The 20407-nt window shown below is 60.4% G+C and carries 14 protein-coding genes and 1 tRNA gene; 7 read left to right on the plus strand and 8 right to left on the minus strand.

Annotated features, from left to right (window positions below; genetic code table 11):
* The first annotated feature begins 11 nt into the window (after positions 1 to 11).
* Both K3758_RS09990 and typA read left to right on the plus strand, forming a co-directional pair.
* Positions 12 to 341, plus strand: a complete 330-nt coding sequence (locus K3758_RS09990) for a multidrug efflux SMR transporter (protein ID WP_259944408.1) — start codon at positions 12 to 14, stop codon at positions 339 to 341.
* A 146-nt stretch (positions 342 to 487) separates the two neighbouring features.
* On the plus strand, positions 488 to 2305 hold the full coding sequence (typA, locus tag K3758_RS09995) for a translational GTPase TypA (protein ID WP_259944410.1): 1818 nt from the start codon (positions 488 to 490) through the stop codon (positions 2303 to 2305).
* An 85-nt stretch (positions 2306 to 2390) separates the two neighbouring features.
* On the opposite strand, the gene K3758_RS10000 is transcribed toward typA, so the two are convergent.
* From K3758_RS10000 to recA, 4 genes are all read right to left on the minus strand, one after another.
* Complete coding sequence (locus K3758_RS10000; protein WP_259944411.1) at positions 2391 to 3116, minus strand: phosphatase PAP2 family protein; 726 nt, start codon at positions 3114 to 3116, stop codon at positions 2391 to 2393.
* 82 nt (positions 3117 to 3198) lie between these two features.
* Positions 3199 to 3486: a DUF1330 domain-containing protein gene (locus K3758_RS10005; RefSeq protein WP_067261798.1), complete on the minus strand. Its 288-nt coding sequence runs from the start codon at positions 3484 to 3486 to the stop codon at positions 3199 to 3201.
* A gap of 5 nt (positions 3487 to 3491) precedes the next feature.
* Positions 3492 to 6149 carry an alanine--tRNA ligase gene (gene alaS / locus K3758_RS10010; protein WP_259944415.1) on the minus strand — a complete coding sequence of 886 codons (2658 nt, stop codon included), beginning with the start codon at positions 6147 to 6149 and terminating at the stop codon, positions 3492 to 3494.
* A gap of 138 nt (positions 6150 to 6287) precedes the next feature.
* Positions 6288 to 7358, minus strand: a complete 1071-nt coding sequence (recA, locus tag K3758_RS10015) for a recombinase RecA (protein WP_120351143.1) — start codon at positions 7356 to 7358, stop codon at positions 6288 to 6290.
* 203 nt (positions 7359 to 7561) lie between these two features.
* On the opposite strand from recA, the gene K3758_RS10020 reads away from it, so the two are divergent.
* Entirely contained in the window at positions 7562 to 8155 is a 594-nt protein-coding gene (locus K3758_RS10020) for a gamma-glutamyl kinase (protein WP_259944418.1), read from the plus strand.
* A 13-nt stretch (positions 8156 to 8168) separates the two neighbouring features.
* Here the strand turns inward: K3758_RS10020 and K3758_RS10025 are convergent, their stop codons facing one another.
* The 3 genes from K3758_RS10025 to guaB all read right to left on the minus strand — a co-directional run bounded on the left by K3758_RS10025 (position 8169) and on the right by guaB (position 13237).
* Positions 8169 to 10427 carry an ATP-binding protein gene (locus K3758_RS10025; protein ID WP_409202602.1) on the minus strand — a complete coding sequence of 753 codons (2259 nt, stop codon included), beginning with the start codon at positions 10425 to 10427 and terminating at the stop codon, positions 8169 to 8171.
* 151 nt (positions 10428 to 10578) lie between these two features.
* Positions 10579 to 11739, minus strand: coding sequence for an RsmB/NOP family class I SAM-dependent RNA methyltransferase (locus K3758_RS10030; protein ID WP_259944420.1), 1161 nt, complete (start codon positions 11737 to 11739; stop codon positions 10579 to 10581).
* A 49-nt stretch (positions 11740 to 11788) separates the two neighbouring features.
* A complete protein-coding gene (guaB, locus tag K3758_RS10035) occupies positions 11789 to 13237 on the minus strand; it encodes an IMP dehydrogenase (protein WP_259944422.1) in 1449 nt (482 codons plus the stop codon).
* A gap of 191 nt (positions 13238 to 13428) precedes the next feature.
* Between guaB and K3758_RS10040 the strand changes: the two genes are divergently transcribed.
* The 4 genes from K3758_RS10040 (at position 13429) to K3758_RS10055 (ending at position 18697) form a co-directional block, all read left to right on the plus strand.
* The gene (locus K3758_RS10040; RefSeq protein WP_259944423.1) at positions 13429 to 15489 is read left to right on the plus strand and encodes an ASKHA domain-containing protein; all 2061 of its coding nucleotides are present in this window, start codon (positions 13429 to 13431) and stop codon (positions 15487 to 15489) included.
* Positions 15489 to 16334, plus strand: a complete 846-nt coding sequence (locus K3758_RS10045; protein WP_259944424.1) for a class I SAM-dependent methyltransferase — start codon at positions 15489 to 15491, stop codon at positions 16332 to 16334. Before K3758_RS10040 ends, K3758_RS10045 begins: the two co-directional genes overlap by 1 nt.
* A 41-nt stretch (positions 16335 to 16375) precedes the next feature.
* A tRNA-Gly gene (locus tag K3758_RS10050) sits at positions 16376 to 16449 on the plus strand.
* A gap of 196 nt (positions 16450 to 16645) precedes the next feature.
* Entirely contained in the window at positions 16646 to 18697 is a 2052-nt protein-coding gene (locus K3758_RS10055; RefSeq protein ID WP_259944425.1) for an ATP-binding protein, read from the plus strand.
* Between the two features lie 53 nt (positions 18698 to 18750).
* On the opposite strand, the gene K3758_RS10060 is transcribed toward K3758_RS10055, so the two are convergent.
* Entirely contained in the window at positions 18751 to 20379 is a 1629-nt protein-coding gene (locus K3758_RS10060) for a long-chain fatty acid--CoA ligase (RefSeq protein ID WP_259944426.1), read from the minus strand.
* Positions 20380 to 20407: the final 28 nt, after the last annotated feature.

Consider the following 20407-nt stretch of genomic DNA (forward strand, 5'->3'; position numbering starts at 1 on the left):
GGAAGACCGAGATGCATTACCTATGGCTCATCATCGCCGTGGTGGCGGAAACCCTTGGCACGACCGCGGTGCAGGCCTCGCATCAATTCACCCGGCTCTGGCCTTCGGTCGCGGTAGTGGTCTTTTACATGATCTCTTTCTACTGCATGTCGCTGGCGCTGAAGGTCATGCCAGTTGGGATCGTCTATGCCTTTTGGGCCGGTCTGGGCATCGTGCTGATCGCGATTATCGGCTTCGTCCTCTTCGGTCAGCGGCTCGATATGCCCGCTGTCCTCGGCCTTTTGCTGATCATCAGCGGCATTCTGGTCATCCATCTCTTCTCGAACAGCGCCACCCATTAATGCCGCAGCGGCGGCACAGGTTCGCGCAGTAACAAGCACAGCGCGCCATTAGGGCTAGCAATTGTAGCCGGAGCGCGGTATGCGCGGCGCAATTATACGCGCAGCTTCAGGTTGGCGCGTCCCTCCCCTATCCAAAGGCTGACTTAATGGACCTGCGCAACATCGCAATCATCGCTCACGTCGACCACGGCAAAACGACGCTGGTGGACGAGCTTCTGAAACAATCCGGCACCTACCGCGAAAACCAGGCGACCACCGAACGCGCCATGGACAGCAACGATCTGGAGCGCGAGCGCGGCATCACCATTTTCGCCAAGCCGACCTCAGTCGTGTGGAACAACACCCGCATCAACATCGTCGACACCCCCGGCCACGCCGACTTTGGTGGCGAAGTTGAGCGTATCTTGTCGATGGTCGACGGTGTGGTCCTGCTTGTCGACGCCGCCGAAGGCCCGATGCCACAGACCAAATTCGTGACCTCCAAAGCGCTGAAACTGGGCCTGCGCCCGATCGTTGTGCTGAACAAAGTCGACAAGCCCGATGCCGAGCCTGACCGCGCGCTTGACGAATGCTTTGACCTTTTCGCCAGCTTGGATGCCACCGACGAGCAGCTTGAATTCCCGCATATGTATGCATCGGGCCGTTCCGGCTGGGCGGATGCCGAACTCGACGGGCCGCGCAAAGACCTGACCGCGCTGTTTGATCTGATCCTTGAGCACGTCCCTGCCCCCAAGCAGATCGAAAACGCCGACAAACCCTTCACCATGCTGGCCACCACGCTTGGCGGTGACCCTTTCCTGGGCCGTTTGCTGACCGGCCGTGTGGAAACCGGCACCCTGAAGGCAGGTCAGACACTCAAAGCGATGTCGCGTGATGGCACCTTGATCGAGAACTTCCGCTGCACCAAAATCCTTGCCTTCCGCGGCCTGGAGCAGACCGCCATCGACGTGGCCGAAGCCGGCGACATCGTCTCTATCGCGGGCATGACCAAGGCGACCGTGGCCGACACGCTGGCCGATGCCTCGGTGAACGAGGCGATCCCCGCCCAGCCAATTGACCCGCCGACCATCACAGTGACCTTTGGCATCAACGACAGCCCTCTGGCAGGCCGTGACGGCAAGAAGGTGCAGTCGCGCGTGATCCGTGAGCGCCTGATGAAGGAAGCCGAATCCAACGTCGCAATCAAAATCTCCGACACACCGGGCGGCGACGCTTTCGAAGTGGCTGGTCGTGGCGAATTGCAGATGGGCGTTCTGATCGAAAACATGCGCCGTGAGGGTTTTGAGCTTTCGATCTCTCGCCCGCAGGTTCTCTTTCAAGAGATCGACGGCGTCCGCCATGAGCCCATCGAAGAAGCCACCATCGACGTGGATGACGAATACTCCGGCGCGGTCATCGAAAAGATCACCGGCACCCGCAAGGGTGAACTGGTCGAGATGAAACCAGCCGGTGCAGGCAAGACCCGCATCATCGCCCATGTCCCCTCGCGCGGGCTGATCGGCTACCACGGCGAATTCCTGACCGACACGCGCGGCACAGGCGTCATCAACCGCGTCTTCCACTCTTGGGCACCGCACAAAGGCACGATTCCGGGCCGTCGCGCGGGCGTTCTGATCTCCATGGAAAACGGCTCCTCGGTGGCTTTCGCCCTGTGGAACCTCGAAGAGCGTGGCAAGATGATGATCGGCGCACAAGCTGACGTTTACACCGGCATGATCATCGGTGAGCACAGCCGCGAGAACGATCTTGAAGTGAACCCGCTGAAGGGCAAAAAGCTGACCAACGTGCGCGCCTCGGGCACCGACGAAGCGGTACGTTTGACCACGCCGATGACGCTGAGCCTTGAAGAAGCCATCGCCTATATCGACGACGATGAGCTTGTTGAAGTGACACCGAACGCGGTCCGCCTGCGCAAGCGTTACCTCGACCCGCATGAGCGCAAGCGCATGGCGAAAGCTGGCTAAGCCACGAATTTCGGTAAACAAAAACGGCAGCGCATCCCAAGATGCGCTGCCGTTTTCAGATCTGACGCCGAAAAAATCGGAGAAATTATCTATCGCTTTCCTCTTTGTCGATATGCCCGCGTTTGGCCAGACTGAGCGCGGCCAACAGGCAAAGGATGGCCCAAGCACCACCCCCAAGCCAGCCGGCCGCCACATCCGTCGGCCAATGCACCCCCATATAGACACGGCTGATCCCAACGAGCAGCGTGAGCAAGACGGCAACCGCCAGCGTATAGACCTTGAGCGCCCGGCGCTTCTGCGCCCGTGCCACCATCGCTCCTAGCGTAAGGTAAGCGACAGCCGCCATCATCGAATGCCCCGAAGGAAAGCTCGCCGTGTGGACCAATGACCCATGCGGCACAAGGTCGGGGCGTGGCCGGTCAAAGAACTCTTTGGCGATACTGCTCAAGACGATCCCCCCGCCAACAGTAGCAAGGATGTAAAGCGCGGTAGACCACCGCCGTTGCAACAAGAAAAAGAGCGAGACCACAACAGTCGTCAGCACCAACACTGCAACACCGCCCAAGGCTGTCAGGTCACGACCGATCTCTTCCACCCACCACGGGCCGATAGGGTCCGACAGATCGCCCGGCGTGCGCAGGAACAATAGGATGTCACGGTCAAGATTGCTGGTGCTGCCTGCCACGACCTCTTCGGTGAGTTCGGCCAAGGTCCAGACGGCGATGACCGAAAGCCCCATCAGGGCCAAAGTGGTCACCTCCACGTGGCGGCGGCACCATTGGGCAAAAGCGGATAGTCGGTTGAGGTTCATATGGCTCAACCGCCGTTCGGGGCGAAGGTTCCCCCATCAACGCAAGACGCCCCACCTACTATTCAGGCGGGGCGCTTTACAATCATTCCTCGGTTTCGACGATCATCAATTCGCGTTCGGACGCGCCGCGCGCATGGCTCAACGCAGCTTGATAAGCATCGGAATGGTAACATTTTTCCGCTGTTTCAACATCGGGGAAACGCGCCACGACATTGCGCGGCCGTTCCTTGCCCTCAAGCTGAACGAAACGCCCGCCCCGCGCGATGAACTTGCCGCCATGGGCCGCAATGGCCTCAGTGGCGCCGGCGGCGTATTTCTTATATGCCTCTTCGTCGGTGACGGTGACATGTGCAATCCAGAGTGCGCCCATGGGCCTTATCCTTTCAAGATGTTTTCAGCCGCGGCAATCGCCGCTTCTGCATTCTCAGCCGAAGCACCACCGCCCTGAGCCATGTCGGGCCGACCACCGCCGCCCTTACCGCCCAATTCGGCCACCGCCGCTTTGACCATGTCGACTGCCGAAACACGATCTGTCAAATCCTGTGTCACGCCGCCTGCGACCGCGGCCTTGCCTCCGGTATCGGCAATCAGCAGTACCGCGCCGGAGCCCAGCTTGGCCTTATGCTCATCCACCAGACCGGGCAGGTCTTTGCCCGTGATACCGCTGAGCACTTGGCCCACGAATTTAACGCCATTTACCTCACGCGCTTCGGGTGCGGCCGCACCGCCGCCCGACATCGCCAATTCGCGCCGCAACTGCGCCACTTCGTTGGACAGGCTCCGGCGTTCGTCAAGCAGGCCGCGCACCCGTTCGGGCACGTCGCTGGTCGCTGTTTTCAACTCTGCCGCAACCCGGCTCAGCGCCGCTTCTTGCTCCCGCAGCCAAGCCAGAGCTTCGGTCCCGGTCAGCGCCTCGATCCGGCGCACCCCCGCGCTGCTGGCACTGTCCCCCAGCAGAACAAAAGCGCCAATATCCCCAGTCTGACGCACATGGGTACCGCCGCAAAGCTCAAGCGAATAGGTCGATTTGTCGCTTCCCTTGCCGGAACCTTCCAATTGACCCATCGAGACGACACGCACCTCATCACCATATTTCTCACCAAAAAGCGCCTGCGCCCCCATGGCCCGCGCGTCATCCGGCGTCATGATCCGCGTCTCCACCGGCGTGTTCTGGCGGATATAGTCATTCACCTCGCGCTCGACTTGGGTCAATTCCTCCTGCGACAGCCCCTTGGCATGCGAGAAATCAAACCGCAGACGGTCAGGCGCGTTAAGCGAACCACGCTGCGACACATGATCCCCAAGCGCGTTGCGCAGCGCCTCATGCAGCAAGTGCGTGGCCGAATGGTTGGCCCGGATGGCACTGCGCCGCAAACGATCGACCTCAAGAACAGCCGTTTGACCCGGTTTCACCTCGCCTTCGACCACATGGCCGAAATGCACAAAGACACCTGCAGATTTGCGTGTGTCGGTCACATTCACGATACCGGTTTGCGTGCGGATCACCCCGGTGTCGCCGACCTGCCCGCCGCTTTCCGCATAAAACGGCGTCTGGTTCAACGCGACCTGCACATCACTGCCCACAGCGGCAGCATCCACCTGATCACTGCCTTGCACCAAGGCCACGATCTGCCCTTCGGCGCTTTCGGTGTCATAGCCCAAAAACTCGGTCACGCCGCTTTTGTCGGCCACGTCGAACCAGACGGTGGCATCCGCAGCCTCACCCGACCCAGCCCAAGCCGCGCGGGCTTTCGCTTTCTGCGCCGCCATCGCGGTGTCGAACCCGTCGGTATCCACCGCGCGCCCTTTTTCGCGCAGCGCATCCTGTGTCAGGTCAAGCGGGAACCCGTAGGTGTCATATAGCTTAAACGCCGCCTCCCCCGGCAGTGTGGCCCCCTCAGGCAGTCCACTCAATTCATCATCCAGCAGCTTCAAACCGCGATCCAGCGTTTGGCGGAAACGGGTTTCCTCCAGCAACAACGTCTCACGGATGAGCGATTGTGCCTGACCCAATTCAGGGTAAGCCGCGCCCATCTGCTGCACCAATGATGGTACCAGTTGATGCATTAAAGGGTCCTTAACGCCGAGCAAATGCGCGTGGCGCATCGCGCGTCGCATAATCCGACGCAGAACATAGCCCCGGCCCTCGTTCGAAGGCATCACCCCATCCGCAATCAGGAAAGAGGTCGACCGCAAGTGGTCGGCAATCACCCGGTGATGGGTCTTTCCCGGTCCATCGGGATCGGTCGAAGATGCATGTGCGCTGGCCTCAATCAGATTGCGCATCAAGTCCGTGGCATAGTTGTCATTCGTGCCCTGCAACAGCGCCGCCACCCGTTCGATCCCCATGCCGGTATCGATCGACTGGTTGGGCAGCGGCTGGCGCGTCCCATCTTCGAACTGCTCGTATTGCATGAAAACGAGGTTCCAGATCTCAACGAAACGGTCCCCGTCTTCCTCCGGCGATCCCGGAGGGCCACCCCAGATGTGGTCCCCGTGATCGTAGAAAATCTCGGTACAGGGTCCGCAGGGGCCAGTTGGGCCAGCGGACCAGAAGTTATCATCCGTCGCGATGCGAATGATGCGTTCATCCGGCAGGCCAGTGTGCGCCTTCCAAATTTTAACCGCTTCTTCATCCGTATGGTACACCGTGACCAAAAGCCGGTTCGGGTCGATGCCGAACTCTTTGGTCAATAGGTCCCAAGCAAAGGGGATCGCCTCGGCCTTAAAGTAGTCGCCAAAGCTGAAGTTGCCCAGCATCTCGAAAAACGTGTGGTGCCGCGCGGTATAGCCCACGTTGTCGAGGTCATTGTGCTTGCCGCCCGCCCGCACACATTTCTGCGCCGACGTAGCGCGGCTGTATTCGCGTGTTTCCACCCCGGTAAAAAGGTTCTTAAACTGCACCATACCGGCGGCGGTGAACATCAGTGTCGGGTCGTTACGCGGCACCAGCGGGCTGGAGGGCACGATCTGATGCCCCTGCGCATCGAAATAATTCAGAAAAGTTGAGCGAATTTCATTCAGCGTCTTCATGGGCGAGGCCTTCCGGGGCAGATTTGATCGATCCCAAATACCCCTCAGCCTCGGTGCTGTCCACCGTTCCTGCCCATGAAAAAGGGGCGCAGCCCATGGCCACGCCCCCGTTGCAGTGTCTTAATACCCAAAGCGTGTTTACGCTTCGAGAATATCCGCGTCATCGCCGCCGGACCCTTCGAAGTCCAATCCATGGGCTGCGCGGATCTTATCCTCAATCTCCGACGCCATAGCGGTGTTTTGCTTCAGGAAGTTTTTCGCGTTCTCGCGCCCCTGCCCGATCCGCTCATCCCCATAGCTGAACCATGAGCCAGATTTATCGACCACGCCAGCTTTGACCCCAAGATCAAGCAACTCCCCCATCTTGGAGATGCCTTCGCCATACATGATGTCGAACTCGACCTGCTTGAACGGCGGCGCAACTTTGTTTTTGACGATCTTCACCTTTGTCGCGTTGCCGACAACCTCATCACGGTCTTTCAACGCGCCGATGCGGCGAATGTCGAGCCGAACAGAAGAGTAGAATTTCAGCGCGTTACCGCCCGTTGTCGTCTCAGGTGACCCGAACATGACGCCGATTTTCATCCGAATCTGGTTAATGAAAATGACCATACAGTTCGACCGGCTGATTGAGCCCGTCAGCTTGCGCATAGCTTGGGACATCAAACGGGCCTGAACGCCGACGCTGCTGTCGCCCATCTCACCTTCAAGCTCGGACTTCGGCGTCAGAGCCGCGACTGAGTCGACGATAACCATGTTGACCGCGCCAGATCGCACAAGAGTGTCGGTGATCTCTAGGGCTTGCTCGCCCGTGTCAGGCTGCGAAATAAGCAGTTCGTCAATGTCCACGCCAAGCTTTTTCGCATACTGCGGATCAAGCGCGTGTTCCGCATCGACAAAAGCGCAGACGCCGCCAGCTTTTTGTTGTTCAGCGACGCAGTGCAGGGTCAAAGTTGTCTTACCCGAGGATTCCGGGCCATAAATTTCAATGATACGCCCCATCGGCAAACCGCCAATGCCGAGCGCGATATCAAGACCCAGCGAGCCTGTGGAGCTGGCTTTGATGTCCTGGATCGCCCCTTCGGCGCCCAGCTTCATGATCGACCCTTTGCCGAACTGACGTTCGATCTGGGCCAGCGCGCTGTCGAGCGCCTTTTGCTTTTCTGCGGTTTTCTTGCTGTCCATTGTCAAAAGATCTGCCGTTGCCATTAGGTTCATCCCTTAGTGTCACAGTGGCGCACCGGCGGCAATCGCCTGCACGCTGTTTCGCTTATGTTCTTCTAATGTTCCATATGAGGGTAAATGAAGAACATTTCAATGATTTTGTTTGCACTTTAAGTTTTCTCGGGAATGGTAAAGAAATGGTTTACCCGACATAGATGGGACCATGTGCAGCTTGGGATAAGACGCGAGTGATTGTTTTTTTCAAAGAACGGCTGGCCTTTCTGTCAGTGCCCAAAACCGGAACCACCGCCTATGAAAAGGCGCTCGCGCCCCGCGCGGACATGGTGATCTCCGATCCCCCCATGCTGAAACACGCGCCAGTCTATCGGTATAATCGGTTTGTTCGGCCGATGTTCCTTAAAGTCTGCGATGCCGAGCTTGAACTTATGGCCGTCATGCGCGAGCCGATTTCTTGGCTTGGCAGTTGGTACCGCTATCGGCAGCGCCCTTTCATGGAGGGTAAGCCCAACAACACCTTTGGGGTTACCTTTGACGAATTTGTGCTCGCCTATATGAAAGGCGACAAGCCCGGTTTTGCCAATGTTGGAAGCCAGTTGAAGTTTATGGAGACCCAACCGAACGGCACCGGCATCACCCACCACTTCCGCTATGAAGATCAGGCCCGGCTGCGTAGTTTTTTGGAAGAGCGGCTCGACGTGACTCTGTCCTTGGGGCAAGAAAATGTATCGCCCAAGATGGAATTGGCGCTTTCCCCAAACGTCGAAAAACGCTTTCGCCGGAAATTCGCGGCGGAATTCGAGCTCTACGAGTCGATCCCTTAGCCCTGCCCTCAGCTTAGTGTAACTGGTTATGTACCGTATTGGTCAGATCGGTCAGGGAGAAGGGTTTGGGCAAAAAAACCGAGTTGGGAATTTTCGACTGTTCCTGCCCGAAATTGTCCTCTGCATAGCCAGAAACGAAAACGACCCGCACGTCCGGTCGTTGTTTCAAAGCTTGGCGCACCCAGCTTGGCCCGTCCATGCCGGGCATGACGACATCCGTTACAAAGACGTCGATATCCAGTTCTTGATCTTCGAGCATCTTCAGTGCGGCTTCGGCGGATTCCGCTTCAAGCACCGTGTAGCCGCGCAGGCGTAGGGCACGGCTGGCAAATGCCCGAACCGGCGCTTCGTCTTCGACCAGCAGGATTACCCCATCGGATCGCTGCAGCGGGCCCTGATCGGGCTGCGAGGCGGTCTTTCGAGAAACCGTATGCGGCTGCCCCTCAAGCACGGGAAAGTACAGAGTAAAACAGGTTCCACGCCCCAACTCACTGTCGATAAAGATAAATCCGCCTGTCTGTTTGACGATCCCATAAGCGGTCGAGAGGCCAAGGCCGGTCCCCTCGCCGGTGCGTTTGGTAGTGAAAAACGGCTCGAACACTTTTTGCAGCTTATCTTTCGGGATGCCGGTGCCATCGTCGTGGACCTGCACTGTGACATAGCGCCCGGCAGGAACGCTGACCCGGTCCCGCTCGAGTGGTTGGTCGAGTGTTGTCACCTCCGTCAGGATGCGAATTTCACCCCCGGCGGGCATCGCATCACGGGCATTGACGACGAGGTTCATTAACACCTGTTCCAACTGGCGTTTATCCGCACGGATCGGCGCAAGGACCGGGTCATGGCTTAAGGTTAGCGTTACCTTCTCGCCCACCAGACGGTTCAGCAAATGGGTAAGGTCGGCCAAAGTATCGCGCATGTCCAGCGTTTCGGGCCGGAGGGTTTGTTTGCGGGAGAAGGCGAGGAGCTGCCCCACCAGCGCCGCTGCCCGATTGGCGTTCTGATTAATCTGGACCAGATCGCTGAAATCCGGATCGCCTTGATCATGGCGCAGCAAGAGGAGATCGCAATGGCCGGAAATTGCGGTCAGAAGGTTGTTGAAATCATGCGCCACACCGCCAGCCAGCTGGCCAATGGCTTGCATTTTTTGGCTCTGCACGAATTGCGCCTCTAGCGATTTCAGTTCGGTCGCGTCTTGTAGCACCGCGATCAGGGCGGCCTCTCCGCCTTCGGATATCCGGTTCAGCGAGACCTGTACGAAAATCTCCTGATCCGTGCGGGTCAGCCTGAGAAATTCGGACTTCTGCACCAATCGCCCTGCGAGACTGTCATTTAACCAGTCTGAGATAGAACGGCCCAGCCCCTCCATTAGTTGCGAAAGATGCGCGCCGCGTCGCAGGGATACGCCGAGCAGTTTGGCCGCCATTCGGTTGAACGCCAATACGGTCCCATCCGGCCCCAGCTTGATCATCGGCACGGGGAGGTCTTGGAAAGTTTCCCATCCCAATTCACTGGCTGAGACACCCCCATCGGGCGGGGGCAAAAGGTAGAGTGCACGGCGGTTGGCACCGGCGTCGACTTCGGCCACCAATACCTGACGGTTGCCCTGCGCGGTGGATATTTCCGCCACGGTTCCCGATGTCAGCGGTAGGGAATTAAACAATCGGTCCAAGGACTTCACCCGGTCCCCGACGAATATACGCGCCGCCTCATTCATAAAGAGGATCGTCCCACCCCGACCCACCATGACCATCGGCAAGGCCATGCTATCTTGGGTGGCACGGGGTCCCGCGCGGGCTGGTGCCGGTTCGATCCGCCAAAGCAAACGGTCAGCCGACACATGGTGTACGGATATGCGCACCGGGCCGACGCGGGTGATCACTTCTTCCCGTGCGTTGCCGCTCGCCGTGGCACGGGACTGCAGACGGTAGAGAAGGCCCACTGGATTGGAGAAATGCGTTCGCAGGGCCTGCGCCAAGGTCTCTCCGCCGCCGTCGCCAAACTGCTTTTGAGCCGCTTCATTGCGGTAGATGACTTGACGGTCGGTCGACGCGATAAAGCTGGGCGTGCCGTCTTTTGCGATGAAATCGGCGACCCCGTCGGTGCTGGCTTGGTTCAACGTCCGCGCCCGCAGGCGGAGGGCCATGAAACCGATCAAAATCAAGCCGAGCGTCACCGCTGCAGCGGTAAGGCCAAGCTTCAACGAAGCCTCGGCGCTGCGCTGCGCGAGCGCACCGGTGGCCACAGCCATCGCCCCAAGCAGCCATAGCCGCATGAGCCCGGCCTGCCCGCCAACCCCTGAATCCCCGACGCCCTGCTGCACGCAATTCCCCTCACAACCGAATCATAGGACTATTACGTGCGAGAGAAGTTAAGCAGGCTTTAACCCTAGAGCACTTGCACGCATTGGTTGATTATGGGGAAAACTACTCGCGCGTCAACTGTGCTGAGAAAAAGCCGTCGCCCTCGGCAGTCACGTCATAACGGTCCATCCAGGCGATATTCCAGCCCGGGTGACGGGCCAAAAATGCCTCAACCCGCGCCTCGTTTTCCTCTCGGAAAAGCGAGCATGTGGCATAGGCTAAAACGCCGTTGGGTTGCGTAAGTGCCGCTGCGGTATCGAGAATTTGGTCTTGAATGTCAGTCAGTTCAGCCAGCCGGTCGGGGGTCAGGGTCCACTTCCCCTCTGCCGCGCGGCGCCATGCGCCAGACCCCGAACAGGGCGCGTCGCAGAGAACCAGGTCATAGGGCGCGCCAGCTTCGGCTTTTTCGGTATCGGCCAAGGAAATCTCAACGCCCGCGCGCGCGGCGCGGGGGGAAAGGTCGCTCATCCGACGCGGGTCGATGTCATGGGCCGTGATTTCGCGCGCGGGGTCCATGGCCAGAGCCAGGGCCTTGCCACCGCCCCCGGCGCAGTAGTCCAGCACCCGCCCCCCCAGCGGCAGGGCGGCGACAACTGCTTGGCTCGCCGCGTCCTGCAATTCAACGTAGCCATCTGCAAAAGCAGAGGAATTCCGGATCCGGCGTTGACCTTCGATTACGGTTAGCGCGGCATCGGCAAGCGGGTTGGTTCGGGTTTGAACGCCCTCCTCCGCCAGCAGTTCTTGCGCGGCAGGCACCGCGATCCGCGCCGTGTTGACCCGCAGGCAGATCGGCCCGCGTTCCTGAAGCGCCATGGCTGCGGCATCCGCCTTTTCCCCAAGCGCTGCGTCAAACAACGGCAGCAGCCAATCGGGCAGGTTCAACCTTGTGGCGCGGTCTTCGGGCGCCTGTGGGAAAGCACCTTCCGCGTCGCTCAACGGCGTGGGCGCATGGCCCTCACCCGTGAACAACGCCTCAAGGTCAGCCCCTTGCCCGTGCAGCACACCGATCATCAGGGCACGGCCCGTATCCCCCCTGCCGTAATGGGCCGCCGTCCGTTTCTGGCGCAGCACGTCAAAGACATGGTCCCGCACGGCGGCCCGGTCTTTGGAGCCTGCAAAACGGCTTTGCCGCGCCCAACGGGTCAGCGCCTGTTCGACGGCCACCCCCCCGGCGATCGCATCTAAAACTTCTATCGCAGCCGATACGCGCGCGCCCGGGGTCATGGCATCTTCCTTAGGTAAAGAACGGCGCTCAAGCCGTTGCTTTTATGGGTTAACCGATACGGTAGTTCGGGCTTTCGCGGGTGATCTGCACGTCATGCACATGGCTTTCCTTCAGCCCTGCGCCGGTGATCTTCACGAAGCTACAGTTGCGGCGCATCTCATCGACCGTGGCGCATCCGGTATAGCCCATCGCCGCGCGCAAACCGCCCACAAGCTGGTGGAGCACATTGCCCGCGCTGCCTTTGTAGGGCACCTGACCTTCGATGCCCTCGGGCACCAGTTTGTCAGAGGCGGCATCTTTTTGGAAATACCGGTCCGCTGAGCCGCGCGCCATGGCGCCCATGCTGCCCATGCCGCGGTAGCTTTTAAAGCTACGACCTTGATAAAGAACGACTTCGCCGGGGCTTTCGTCGGTGCCTGCGATCATGCTGCCGACCATGGCACAAGATGCACCAGCGGCAATCGCCTTGGCGAAATCGCCCGAGAATTTGATGCCACCGTCGGCGATGATCGGCACGTCGCCGGCGGCGGCCACGCAATCCATAATGGCGGTCAATTGCGGCACGCCCACGCCCGCGACCATCCGCGTGGTGCAGATGGAGCCGGGGCCGATGCCTACTTTCACAGCATCCGCGCCCGCGTCGATCAATGCGCGGGTGGCGGCACCGGTGGCGACGTTGCCCGCGACGACCTGCACATCGCCGAAGTGCTTTTTGGCACGGGTCACCGCATGGGCCACGCCTTCGGAATGGCCGTGTGCCGTGTCGATCACGATTATATCGACGCCCGCATCGACCAGCGCCTCAGAACGCTCGAAACCCGCGTCGCCCACGGTGGTCGCCGCAGCCACGCGCAGCCGGCCCAGATCGTCTTTGCAGGCGGTCGGGTTCAGCACGGCCTGTTCGGTGTCGCGCAGGGTCAAAAGCCCGGTGAGCACGCCGCTGGCATCGGTAACCAACAGTTTCTCGATCCGGCGGGATTTCATCAGGCTGATCGCCTCGTCCCGGTCGGCAGGCTCTTGCAAGATCGCCAGCCGCTCGGAGGTCATCATCACCGACACCGGCGTGCGGTCGTCAGAGGCGAAACGCATGTCACGGTTGGTCACGATGCCCAGCACGCGGCCATTTTCATCCACCACCGGGAAACCCGTCACGCGGTAGCGTTCTTGCAGCGCCTTGGCATCCGCCAGCGTCTGGTCGGGGCGCAGGGTGATCGGGTTGTAGACGATGCCGGATTCAAAGCGTTTGACCCGGCGCACTTCGCGGGCCTGCTCTTCGATCGTGAGGTTGCGGTGCACCACCCCCATGCCCCCGGCCTGTGCCAGCGCAATCGCCATGCGGCTTTCGGTCACCGTATCCATGGCCGAGCTGAGCAGCGGGATATTGAGCGCGATGCTCTGCGTGACGCGGGTTCTTGTATCTGCGGTAGATGGCAACACGGAGGACGCCGCGGGAACCAGCAGTACGTCATCAAAGGTCAGGGCCTCACGAATCTCCATTTAACACCTCGGGTCTGGATGGGTTCATTTGGCGGTTTCCTATTTCACGGATGGCAGGGATTGGAAAGACCTATTCCCCCGCGTAAGGCGTGAACATGGAATGACGTAGGCGCGACACGAATTGCCGCCCCGCATCTTTCCCCCGCCGCGCGGAACGCTATGGTGGCGCAAAGAAACAAAGGACGGCCCCGATGAGCAGTGATCCCCTCGTGATTTTCACGCCCTCCGGCAAGAGAGGGCGCTTTCCCAAAGGCACACCGGTGCTGACCGCCGCACGGCAGTTGGGCGTTGACTTGGACTCGGTCTGTGGTGGGCGCGGCATCTGTTCGAAATGTCAGGTCTCGCCGGGCTATGGTCAGTTCTCCAAACACGGCGTAACCGTCGCGCCTGACGCGCTGAGCGAATGGAACACGGTGGAAGAGCGCTATGACGAGAAGCGCGGCCTGAAAGAGGGCCGCCGTCTGGGCTGTCAGGCCACGGTGCAGGGCGACGTGGTGATTGACGTGCCGCCAGAGAGCCAAGTGCACAAACAGGTCGTGCGCAAACGCGCCGAGGCGCGGGAGATCGTGCTGAACCCATCGGTCAAACTGTTCTACGTTGAGGTGACAGAGCCTGACATGCACGAACCCTCGGGCGATCTCGAGCGCCTCAGGACCGCGCTGGCCGAACAATGGGAGCTGGAGAAAGTCACTGCCGATTTGCATATACTGCAAATGATGCAGCCGGTCCTGCGCAAGGGCGCGTGGAAGGTAACCGTCGCCGTGCATCTGGGCGATCAGGAGAACGCGGCCCGGATCATGAACATTTGGCCGGGATATTACGAAGGCACGGTCTACGGGCTGGCGGTCGATCTTGGCTCCACCACCATCGCGGCGCATCTGTGTGATCTGCAAACCGGAGAGGTCATGGCCTCCTCCGGGGTGATGAACCCGCAGATCCGTTTCGGCGAAGACCTGATGAGCCGCGTCAGCTATTCGATGATGAACCCCGACGGCGCGCAGGAGATGACCCGCGCGGTGCGCGAAGGGATGGCGACGCTTTTCACCCAGATCGCCGCCGAAGGGAATGTCGCGCCCGATCTGATCGTCGACGCGGTCTTTGTCTGCAACCCGGTGATGCACCACCTGCTGCTGGGCATCGACCCCTTCGAGTTGGGCCAAGCGCCCTTCGCGCTTGCAACCTCCGGCGCGCTGCGTCTGCGGGCCGAGGATTTGGACCTAAACATCCACCCCTCCGCCCGCGTCTACCTGCTGCCTTGCATCGCGGGCCATGTCGGCGCGGATGCCGCCGCCGTTGCCCTGTCAGAGGCGCCGGAAAAATCGGATGATTTGATGCTGGTGGTCGATGTGGGCACCAATGCGGAAATCCTGCTGGGCAACAAGGAAAAGGTGCTGGCCTGTTCCTCTCCCACCGGGCCCGCTTTCGAGGGTGCGCAGATCAGTTCGGGCCAACGCGCGGCACCGGGGGCGATCGAGCGGGTCGAGATCGACCCCGAGAGCAAAGTGGCGCGGTTCAAGGTGATCGGCTGCGACCTTTGGTCCGATGAGGAAGGTTTTGAAGAGGCCGTCGCGAGCACTGGGATCACCGGCATCTGCGGCTCGGGCATCATTGAGATGGTCGCAGAGATGCGGATTCACGGCATCGTCGACGCGCCGGGGCTGATCGGCAGCGCAGAGCAGACAGGCTCGGCGTCGGTTTTCGCCGATGGGCGCACCAACAGCTATCTGGTCTACGACGGCACCGAAAAGGGCGGCCCAAAGATCACGGTGACTAACCGCGACATTCGCGAAATCCAAATGGCCAAGGCGGCGCTCTACTCCGGGGCACGTCTGTTGATGGACAAATTCGGCGTCGACAAGGTCGACCGGGTGGTGCTGGCCGGGGCCTTTGGCGCCCATATCAGCCCCAAACACGCGATGGTGCTGGGCATGATCCCCGACGCCCCGCTGGAAAAAGTCACCAGCGCGGGCAATGCCGCAGGCACCGGTGCGCGGATTGCCCTGCTCAACACCGATGCGCGGGCCGAGATTGAGGCGACCGTGCGCGCCATCCACAAGATCGAGACCGCCGTCGAACCGCGCTTTCAAGAGCATTTCGTTAATGCTTCTGCCATTCCCAACGCAGTGGAACCCTTCCCCATTCTCAACAGCCTCGTCGCCCTGCCGGACGTGACCTTTAATACCGGTGGCGGCGGCACAGGCGGCGCCGGGGGCGAGCGCGGCGGACGCCGTCGCAGAAGAAAGGCCACGTGATGAGCACACCCGACAACAACGATCAGGTCGAATTCTGGAGCGCGGCGGCGGGCCGAAAATGGGCCGCGCGGCAGGCGGAGCTGGATATCCTCATGCAGCCGGTGCTTGACGGCGTGCTGGCCCGCGCCGAACTGACGCCGAAGCTGCGCGTGCTGGATATCGGCTGTGGAGCGGGTGCTGGCTGTCTTGCGGCGGCCAATGCGGTGGGCGACGAAGGTGCGGTGCTGGGCGTCGATGTCTCTGCCCCGCTTCTGGACCTCGCGCGGCTGCGTGCCGCCGCCCTGCCCCAAGTGGCCTTTCACCATGGCGACGCGACCGAGCTTGAACTTGAGCCCGCCTACGACCGGCTGATCTCGCGCTTTGGGGTGATGTTCTTTGCGGATCCGGTGCTGAGTTTTACGCGGATGGCCGCGCAACTCAGCCCCGGCGCAAGGCTTAGCTTTGCCGCTTGGGGGCAGATCCCCGAAAATCCTTTCTTTACCCTGCCCGCCCGCGCGGCCCGGGCCACCATCGGTGCCATGCCCAAAAGCGACCCCGACGCGCCCGGCCCTTTTGCCTTTCGTGACCCCGAATGTGTTGTCTCGATCCTCGCGGCAGCGGGCTTTGCCGATATCGCATGCAAAGTGACCCAGCTTGACCTCACCCCCGCAGGCACGGTCGATGACCTTGCCCAGCAGATGTGCGACATTGGCCCGGCGAGCGGCGCGATCACCCATTTTGACGCCAACCCCGACCAAGTCGCCGAGTTGCGGCAGACCATTGCCGATGCCCTGCGACCCTACGCGCAAAACGGCCCCCTGCGCCTGCCCGCCGAAATCAATTTCGTCACCGCGACGAAACCCTGACTTGACCTTCCCCGGCGCGCCGATTATCCCAACCTCAGCGCGCGGGTATGGTGAAAAGGTATCACGGCAGCTTCCCAAGCTTTAGTTACGAGTTCGATTCTCGTTACCCGCTCCACGCTAGTCTCCCCTCCCAAGCCGACCATGGATGATCGCGGCCAAGGCGCGCGAACTTACCTAGGGTCACCCACGAAAAGCCCATTCTGGTCCGAATTTCGCCATGATTGCCCGCAAAAGTAGCAATCAGCAGGGAAGTAACTTACGCGCAAATGGCCCAACGAAGTCAGATGCGCTGGCAGGCAAAGGAAAAAAGCGTGGCAAACGCGTTTAGGGACTACGCAACATCCAAGGCGTATATCATCGTCAATTTCATCGTGCTGTGCTGCGTCGCTGGCATCAGCTATTCGATTGTAAAACTGGATTACGAACAACATATCGCCAGCATCCGTCAGGATGCGCGGCAGACGCTGCATGAAGTCAGCAATCAGGTGCAACACCAGTTCCAAGAAACCATTCTGGTGACAAAGAACATCGAGAATATTCTGCTGTCCGGCGAAGCCTTCAAAGACAAAAAGATCGAACTTCTGGTCAAGGAACTGCGAGACCGGAACCCCGGCATTCAGGCCTTCGCCCTCGCCCCTGACCTCAAGATCACCCATAGCTATCCCAAAACCCCGAACGCCGGGGTTATCGGGCTGGAATATAAGAACATTCCGACCCAGCTTTCAGGTGTAGCAAACGCCTACCGCCGCCAAAGCCCAACCATCGAAGGGCCGCTGAACCTCGTTCAAGGCGGCAAGGGCTATATCATGCACTACCCGGTGTTCGAGCGCCCCATCGGTCTTGGCGCGCCGCGCTTTTGGGGGGTGATGTCCATCGTGTTCCAGCCCGACCGGCTGTTTGAACCGCATCAAAACCCGCATCAAGCCGCTGACTATATCTATAGCCTGCGCGCCTTCCCAACGGGTGTCATGCCGGACGAGATTGAGCCCGCGACCATTGACCCCGCAGCGCCCGTCCGCACCCGGTTCGAGCTTTTGGGCAAGACATGGGAGGCCACGGCAAGCCTTGCCAACGGCCTGCCTCCTTATGCCCCGCAAAGCCCCTACCTCGTGGCTTTCGCTCTGATCGCGACCATCGCACTGATGGCGGGGCTCTGGGCCTTCCGCCGGGTTACGCTAAAAAAGCAAGAGGCCCATGCGCTTTTGGCCGAGGGCATCGGTTCGATCCAAGAGGGTTTCATCGCCTTCGATGAGAAAGAACGCCTGGTCACCGTCAACAGCAAGTTTCTTGAGTATCACCCTGAAATCGCTGACCTTCTGATCCCCGGCAAAACCATCGAAGAGCTGCTGCGCCATTGGGTCGCGCGGCATCGGCACCCCGAAAATGTCGAAGACCGTGAGGCTTGGATTGCCAAGCGCCTTGGGCGGTTCCGCAATCCCACCGGCGCCTTTATTCTTGAGGTGTCCGACAACTTCTGGCTCAAAGTCACGGAATCGCGCACGCCGCATGGCTATACCGTGGGCATCTGGACTGATGTGACGGCTGAGAAACGCGCGTTGGACGCGGCGAAGGCGGCAGATCGCGAGAAAACCGAATTCCTCAACAACGTCAGCCATGAGCTGCGCACCCCGCTTACCGTGATCTCGGGCCGGGCGACCTTCTTGCAACATGCCGAGAAACTGCCTCAGGCCCGGCGTTTGCAGACCGCTTTGAACAACAGCGCGAACGCCACGCCCGATATCCGCCACAGCGTGGACGAATTCCAGAGCTTCGTCTCGGACCAAGCGGGCGGTATCGCGGGGTCGTCCAAACATATGCTGCGGCTCGTCGAAGACCTGCTGGATTGGACCAAAGTCGCGCGCGGCAAGATGGAGCTTGATCTGCAAGAGATCGAAACCAGCGAGATCGCCCGCTCGGTCGCCGATGACCTGCGCCCGGATGCCGAGGCCAAGGGGCTGACGCTTACCTATGAGGACAACGGCACAGCCAGTGCTAACGCCGATCCGGTCCGCCTGCGGCAGATCCTCTACAACCTCATCTCAAACGCGATCAAATTCACCCGCAGTGGCAATATCCACCTCAAGATGCACCAGACCGCAGAGGAGATCACCTTTGCCGTGACGGACACGGGCTGCGGCATTTCCGAGGACAATCTCGCACGGGTTTTCCTGCGGTTTCAGCAGGTTGACGGCTCCATGTCACGCGAGAACGGCGGCTTGGGTCTGGGGCTGGCGATTGCCGAGCAACTGGCCACCCTGCATGGCGGCAGCCTGTCACTGGAAAGCAAGATCGACGTAGGCAGTACATTCCGGCTGACCCTGCCCCGGCCCATGGCCGACAGCGAGATGCGCCGTTCAGCCTGACGCCAAACGCGGTTAAAAACGCCCCGGTCCAGATCGGACCGGGGCGGCCTACCTCAGCTTTCGCCCTGCATCAGCACATCACCGAAACGGTCCCGCAGATCGCGTTTCAGCACTTTGCCCGTCGCATTGCGCGGCAGGGCCTCAGCAAAGACCACGCGATCCGGCACCTGCCATTTGGCGATCTGGTCTTCAAAGACCTTTAGGATATCCGCTTCTGACGGATCGGCTCCTTCGGCCTTTACCGCGACCAGAACCGGGCGCTCATCCCATTTGGGATGGGTCGCACCAATCACGGCGGCATCGGCCAGATCGGGATGGGCGATGGCGATATTCTCTAGCTCGACCGAACTGATCCATTCACCGCCTGACTTAATGATGTCCTTGGCCCGGTCTCGGATAGTGATATATCCGTCCTTGTCCATCGTCGCGATATCGCCGGTGTCGAACCAGCCATTGCGCAGGGTGCTGTCGCGGTCGGATTGATAATAGGCGTCCAAAATCCAATGCCCGCGCGTGACCAGCGCACCTTGGGTTTCCCCATCATGGGGCAGCGGCTTGCCTTCGTCGTCCCAAATCTCAAGCTCGACACCAAAGACCGGGCGGCCTTGGTTCTCGCGCAGTTTATGCTGTGCGTCTTCGGGCAATTCGCCGTGTTTCGCCAAGGGTTTGTTGACACTGCCCACCGGCGACATCTCGGTCATGCCCCACGCGTGGATCGTCTCCACTCCATAGTCCTCGCGGAAGGTCTTGATCATTGAGGGCGGACAGGCCGAACCGCCGACCACGGTACGCTCGAGGCTGGAGAGTTCGCTGCCGGACTTCTTCGCCGCCGCCAACAGCCCCTGCCAGATCGTCGGCACACCAAGCGCGAGAGAGACGCGGTAGCTGTCGATCAGCCCCACCAAAGACGCCCCATCAAGGTTCGGCCCCGGCAGCACCATCCGCGCGCCGGTCATGGCGCTGGCATAGGGGCTGCCCCAAGCGTTGACGTGGAACATGGGCACCACCGCCATAACGATATCCCGCGCAGAGATCGCAATGCTGTCGGCCATGTTGATGCCGAAAGAATGCAGCACTGTCGAGCGGTGAGAATAGAGCACGCCCTTGGGGTTGCCCGTGGTGCCGGAGGTGTAGCACAGGCTCGACGCGGTGTTCTCATCCAGATCGGGCCAATCGAAACCGGCATTTCCTGAGGCCACCAACGCGTCGTAGAAGATCAGCCCAGGCAGCGCCTCGGCGGCCTCGGCATCAGGGCCGGACATCAACACGAGATACTTGAGATGCTCCAGCTTGTCGCGGATCGCGGCGACCAGCGGCACAAAGGTCTTGTCGATGAACAGCACCTCATCCGCCGCGTGATTGAGGATATAGACCAGTTGATCGGCAAAGAGACGGGGGTTGATCGTATGGCAGACAAAGCCCGCGCCGGAGGTGCCAAAGTAGATCTCCAAATGCCGGCGGTTGTTCCACGCGATGGTCCCGCAGCGCGCCTGCGGTGACAGCCCCAAATCGGTCAGGGCCGAGCCCAAGCGCCGCGCGTTCTCGGCCACCTTGCCCCAGTTGGTTTCCTCAACCCCGCCCGTGGTCGAGACCGAGATGATCTCCCCCTCGGGGTGGTAGCGTTCGGCATGGGCAATCAAGCTTGAGATCAGCAGCGGCTGCGTCATCATCTGGCCAAGCATAATGGGGATCCTCCAATCATTTGCGTCG

This window comes from Sulfitobacter sp. W002 (assembly GCF_025142135.1).
Classification (GTDB): Bacteria; Pseudomonadota; Alphaproteobacteria; order Rhodobacterales; family Rhodobacteraceae; genus Sulfitobacter; species Sulfitobacter profundi.

Excerpts from the sequence above, each read along its gene's own strand:
- K3758_RS09990 (WP_259944408.1), top strand. The coding sequence starts at position 12 with ATGCATTACCTATGGCTCATCATCGCCGTGGTGGCGGAAACCCTTGGC.
- typA (WP_259944410.1), top strand. The coding sequence starts at position 488 with ATGGACCTGCGCAACATCGCAATCATCGCTCACGTCGACCACGGCAAA.
- K3758_RS10000 (WP_259944411.1), bottom strand. The coding sequence starts at position 3,116 with ATGAACCTCAACCGACTATCCGCTTTTGCCCAATGGTGCCGCCGCCAC.
- K3758_RS10005 (WP_067261798.1), bottom strand. The coding sequence starts at position 3,486 with ATGGGCGCACTCTGGATTGCACATGTCACCGTCACCGACGAAGAGGCA.
- alaS (WP_259944415.1), bottom strand. The coding sequence starts at position 6,149 with ATGAAGACGCTGAATGAAATTCGCTCAACTTTTCTGAATTATTTCGAT.
- recA (WP_120351143.1), bottom strand. The coding sequence starts at position 7,358 with ATGGCAACGGCAGATCTTTTGACAATGGACAGCAAGAAAACCGCAGAA.
- K3758_RS10025 (WP_409202602.1), bottom strand. The coding sequence starts at position 10,427 with ATGCGGCTATGGCTGCTTGGGGCGATGGCTGTGGCCACCGGTGCGCTC.
- K3758_RS10030 (WP_259944420.1), bottom strand. The coding sequence starts at position 11,739 with ATGACCCCGGGCGCGCGCGTATCGGCTGCGATAGAAGTTTTAGATGCG.
- guaB (WP_259944422.1), bottom strand. The coding sequence starts at position 13,237 with ATGGAGATTCGTGAGGCCCTGACCTTTGATGACGTACTGCTGGTTCCC.
- K3758_RS10040 (WP_259944423.1), top strand. The coding sequence starts at position 13,429 with ATGAGCAGTGATCCCCTCGTGATTTTCACGCCCTCCGGCAAGAGAGGG.
- K3758_RS10045 (WP_259944424.1), top strand. The coding sequence starts at position 15,489 with ATGAGCACACCCGACAACAACGATCAGGTCGAATTCTGGAGCGCGGCG.
- K3758_RS10060 (WP_259944426.1), bottom strand. The coding sequence starts at position 20,379 with ATGCTTGGCCAGATGATGACGCAGCCGCTGCTGATCTCAAGCTTGATT.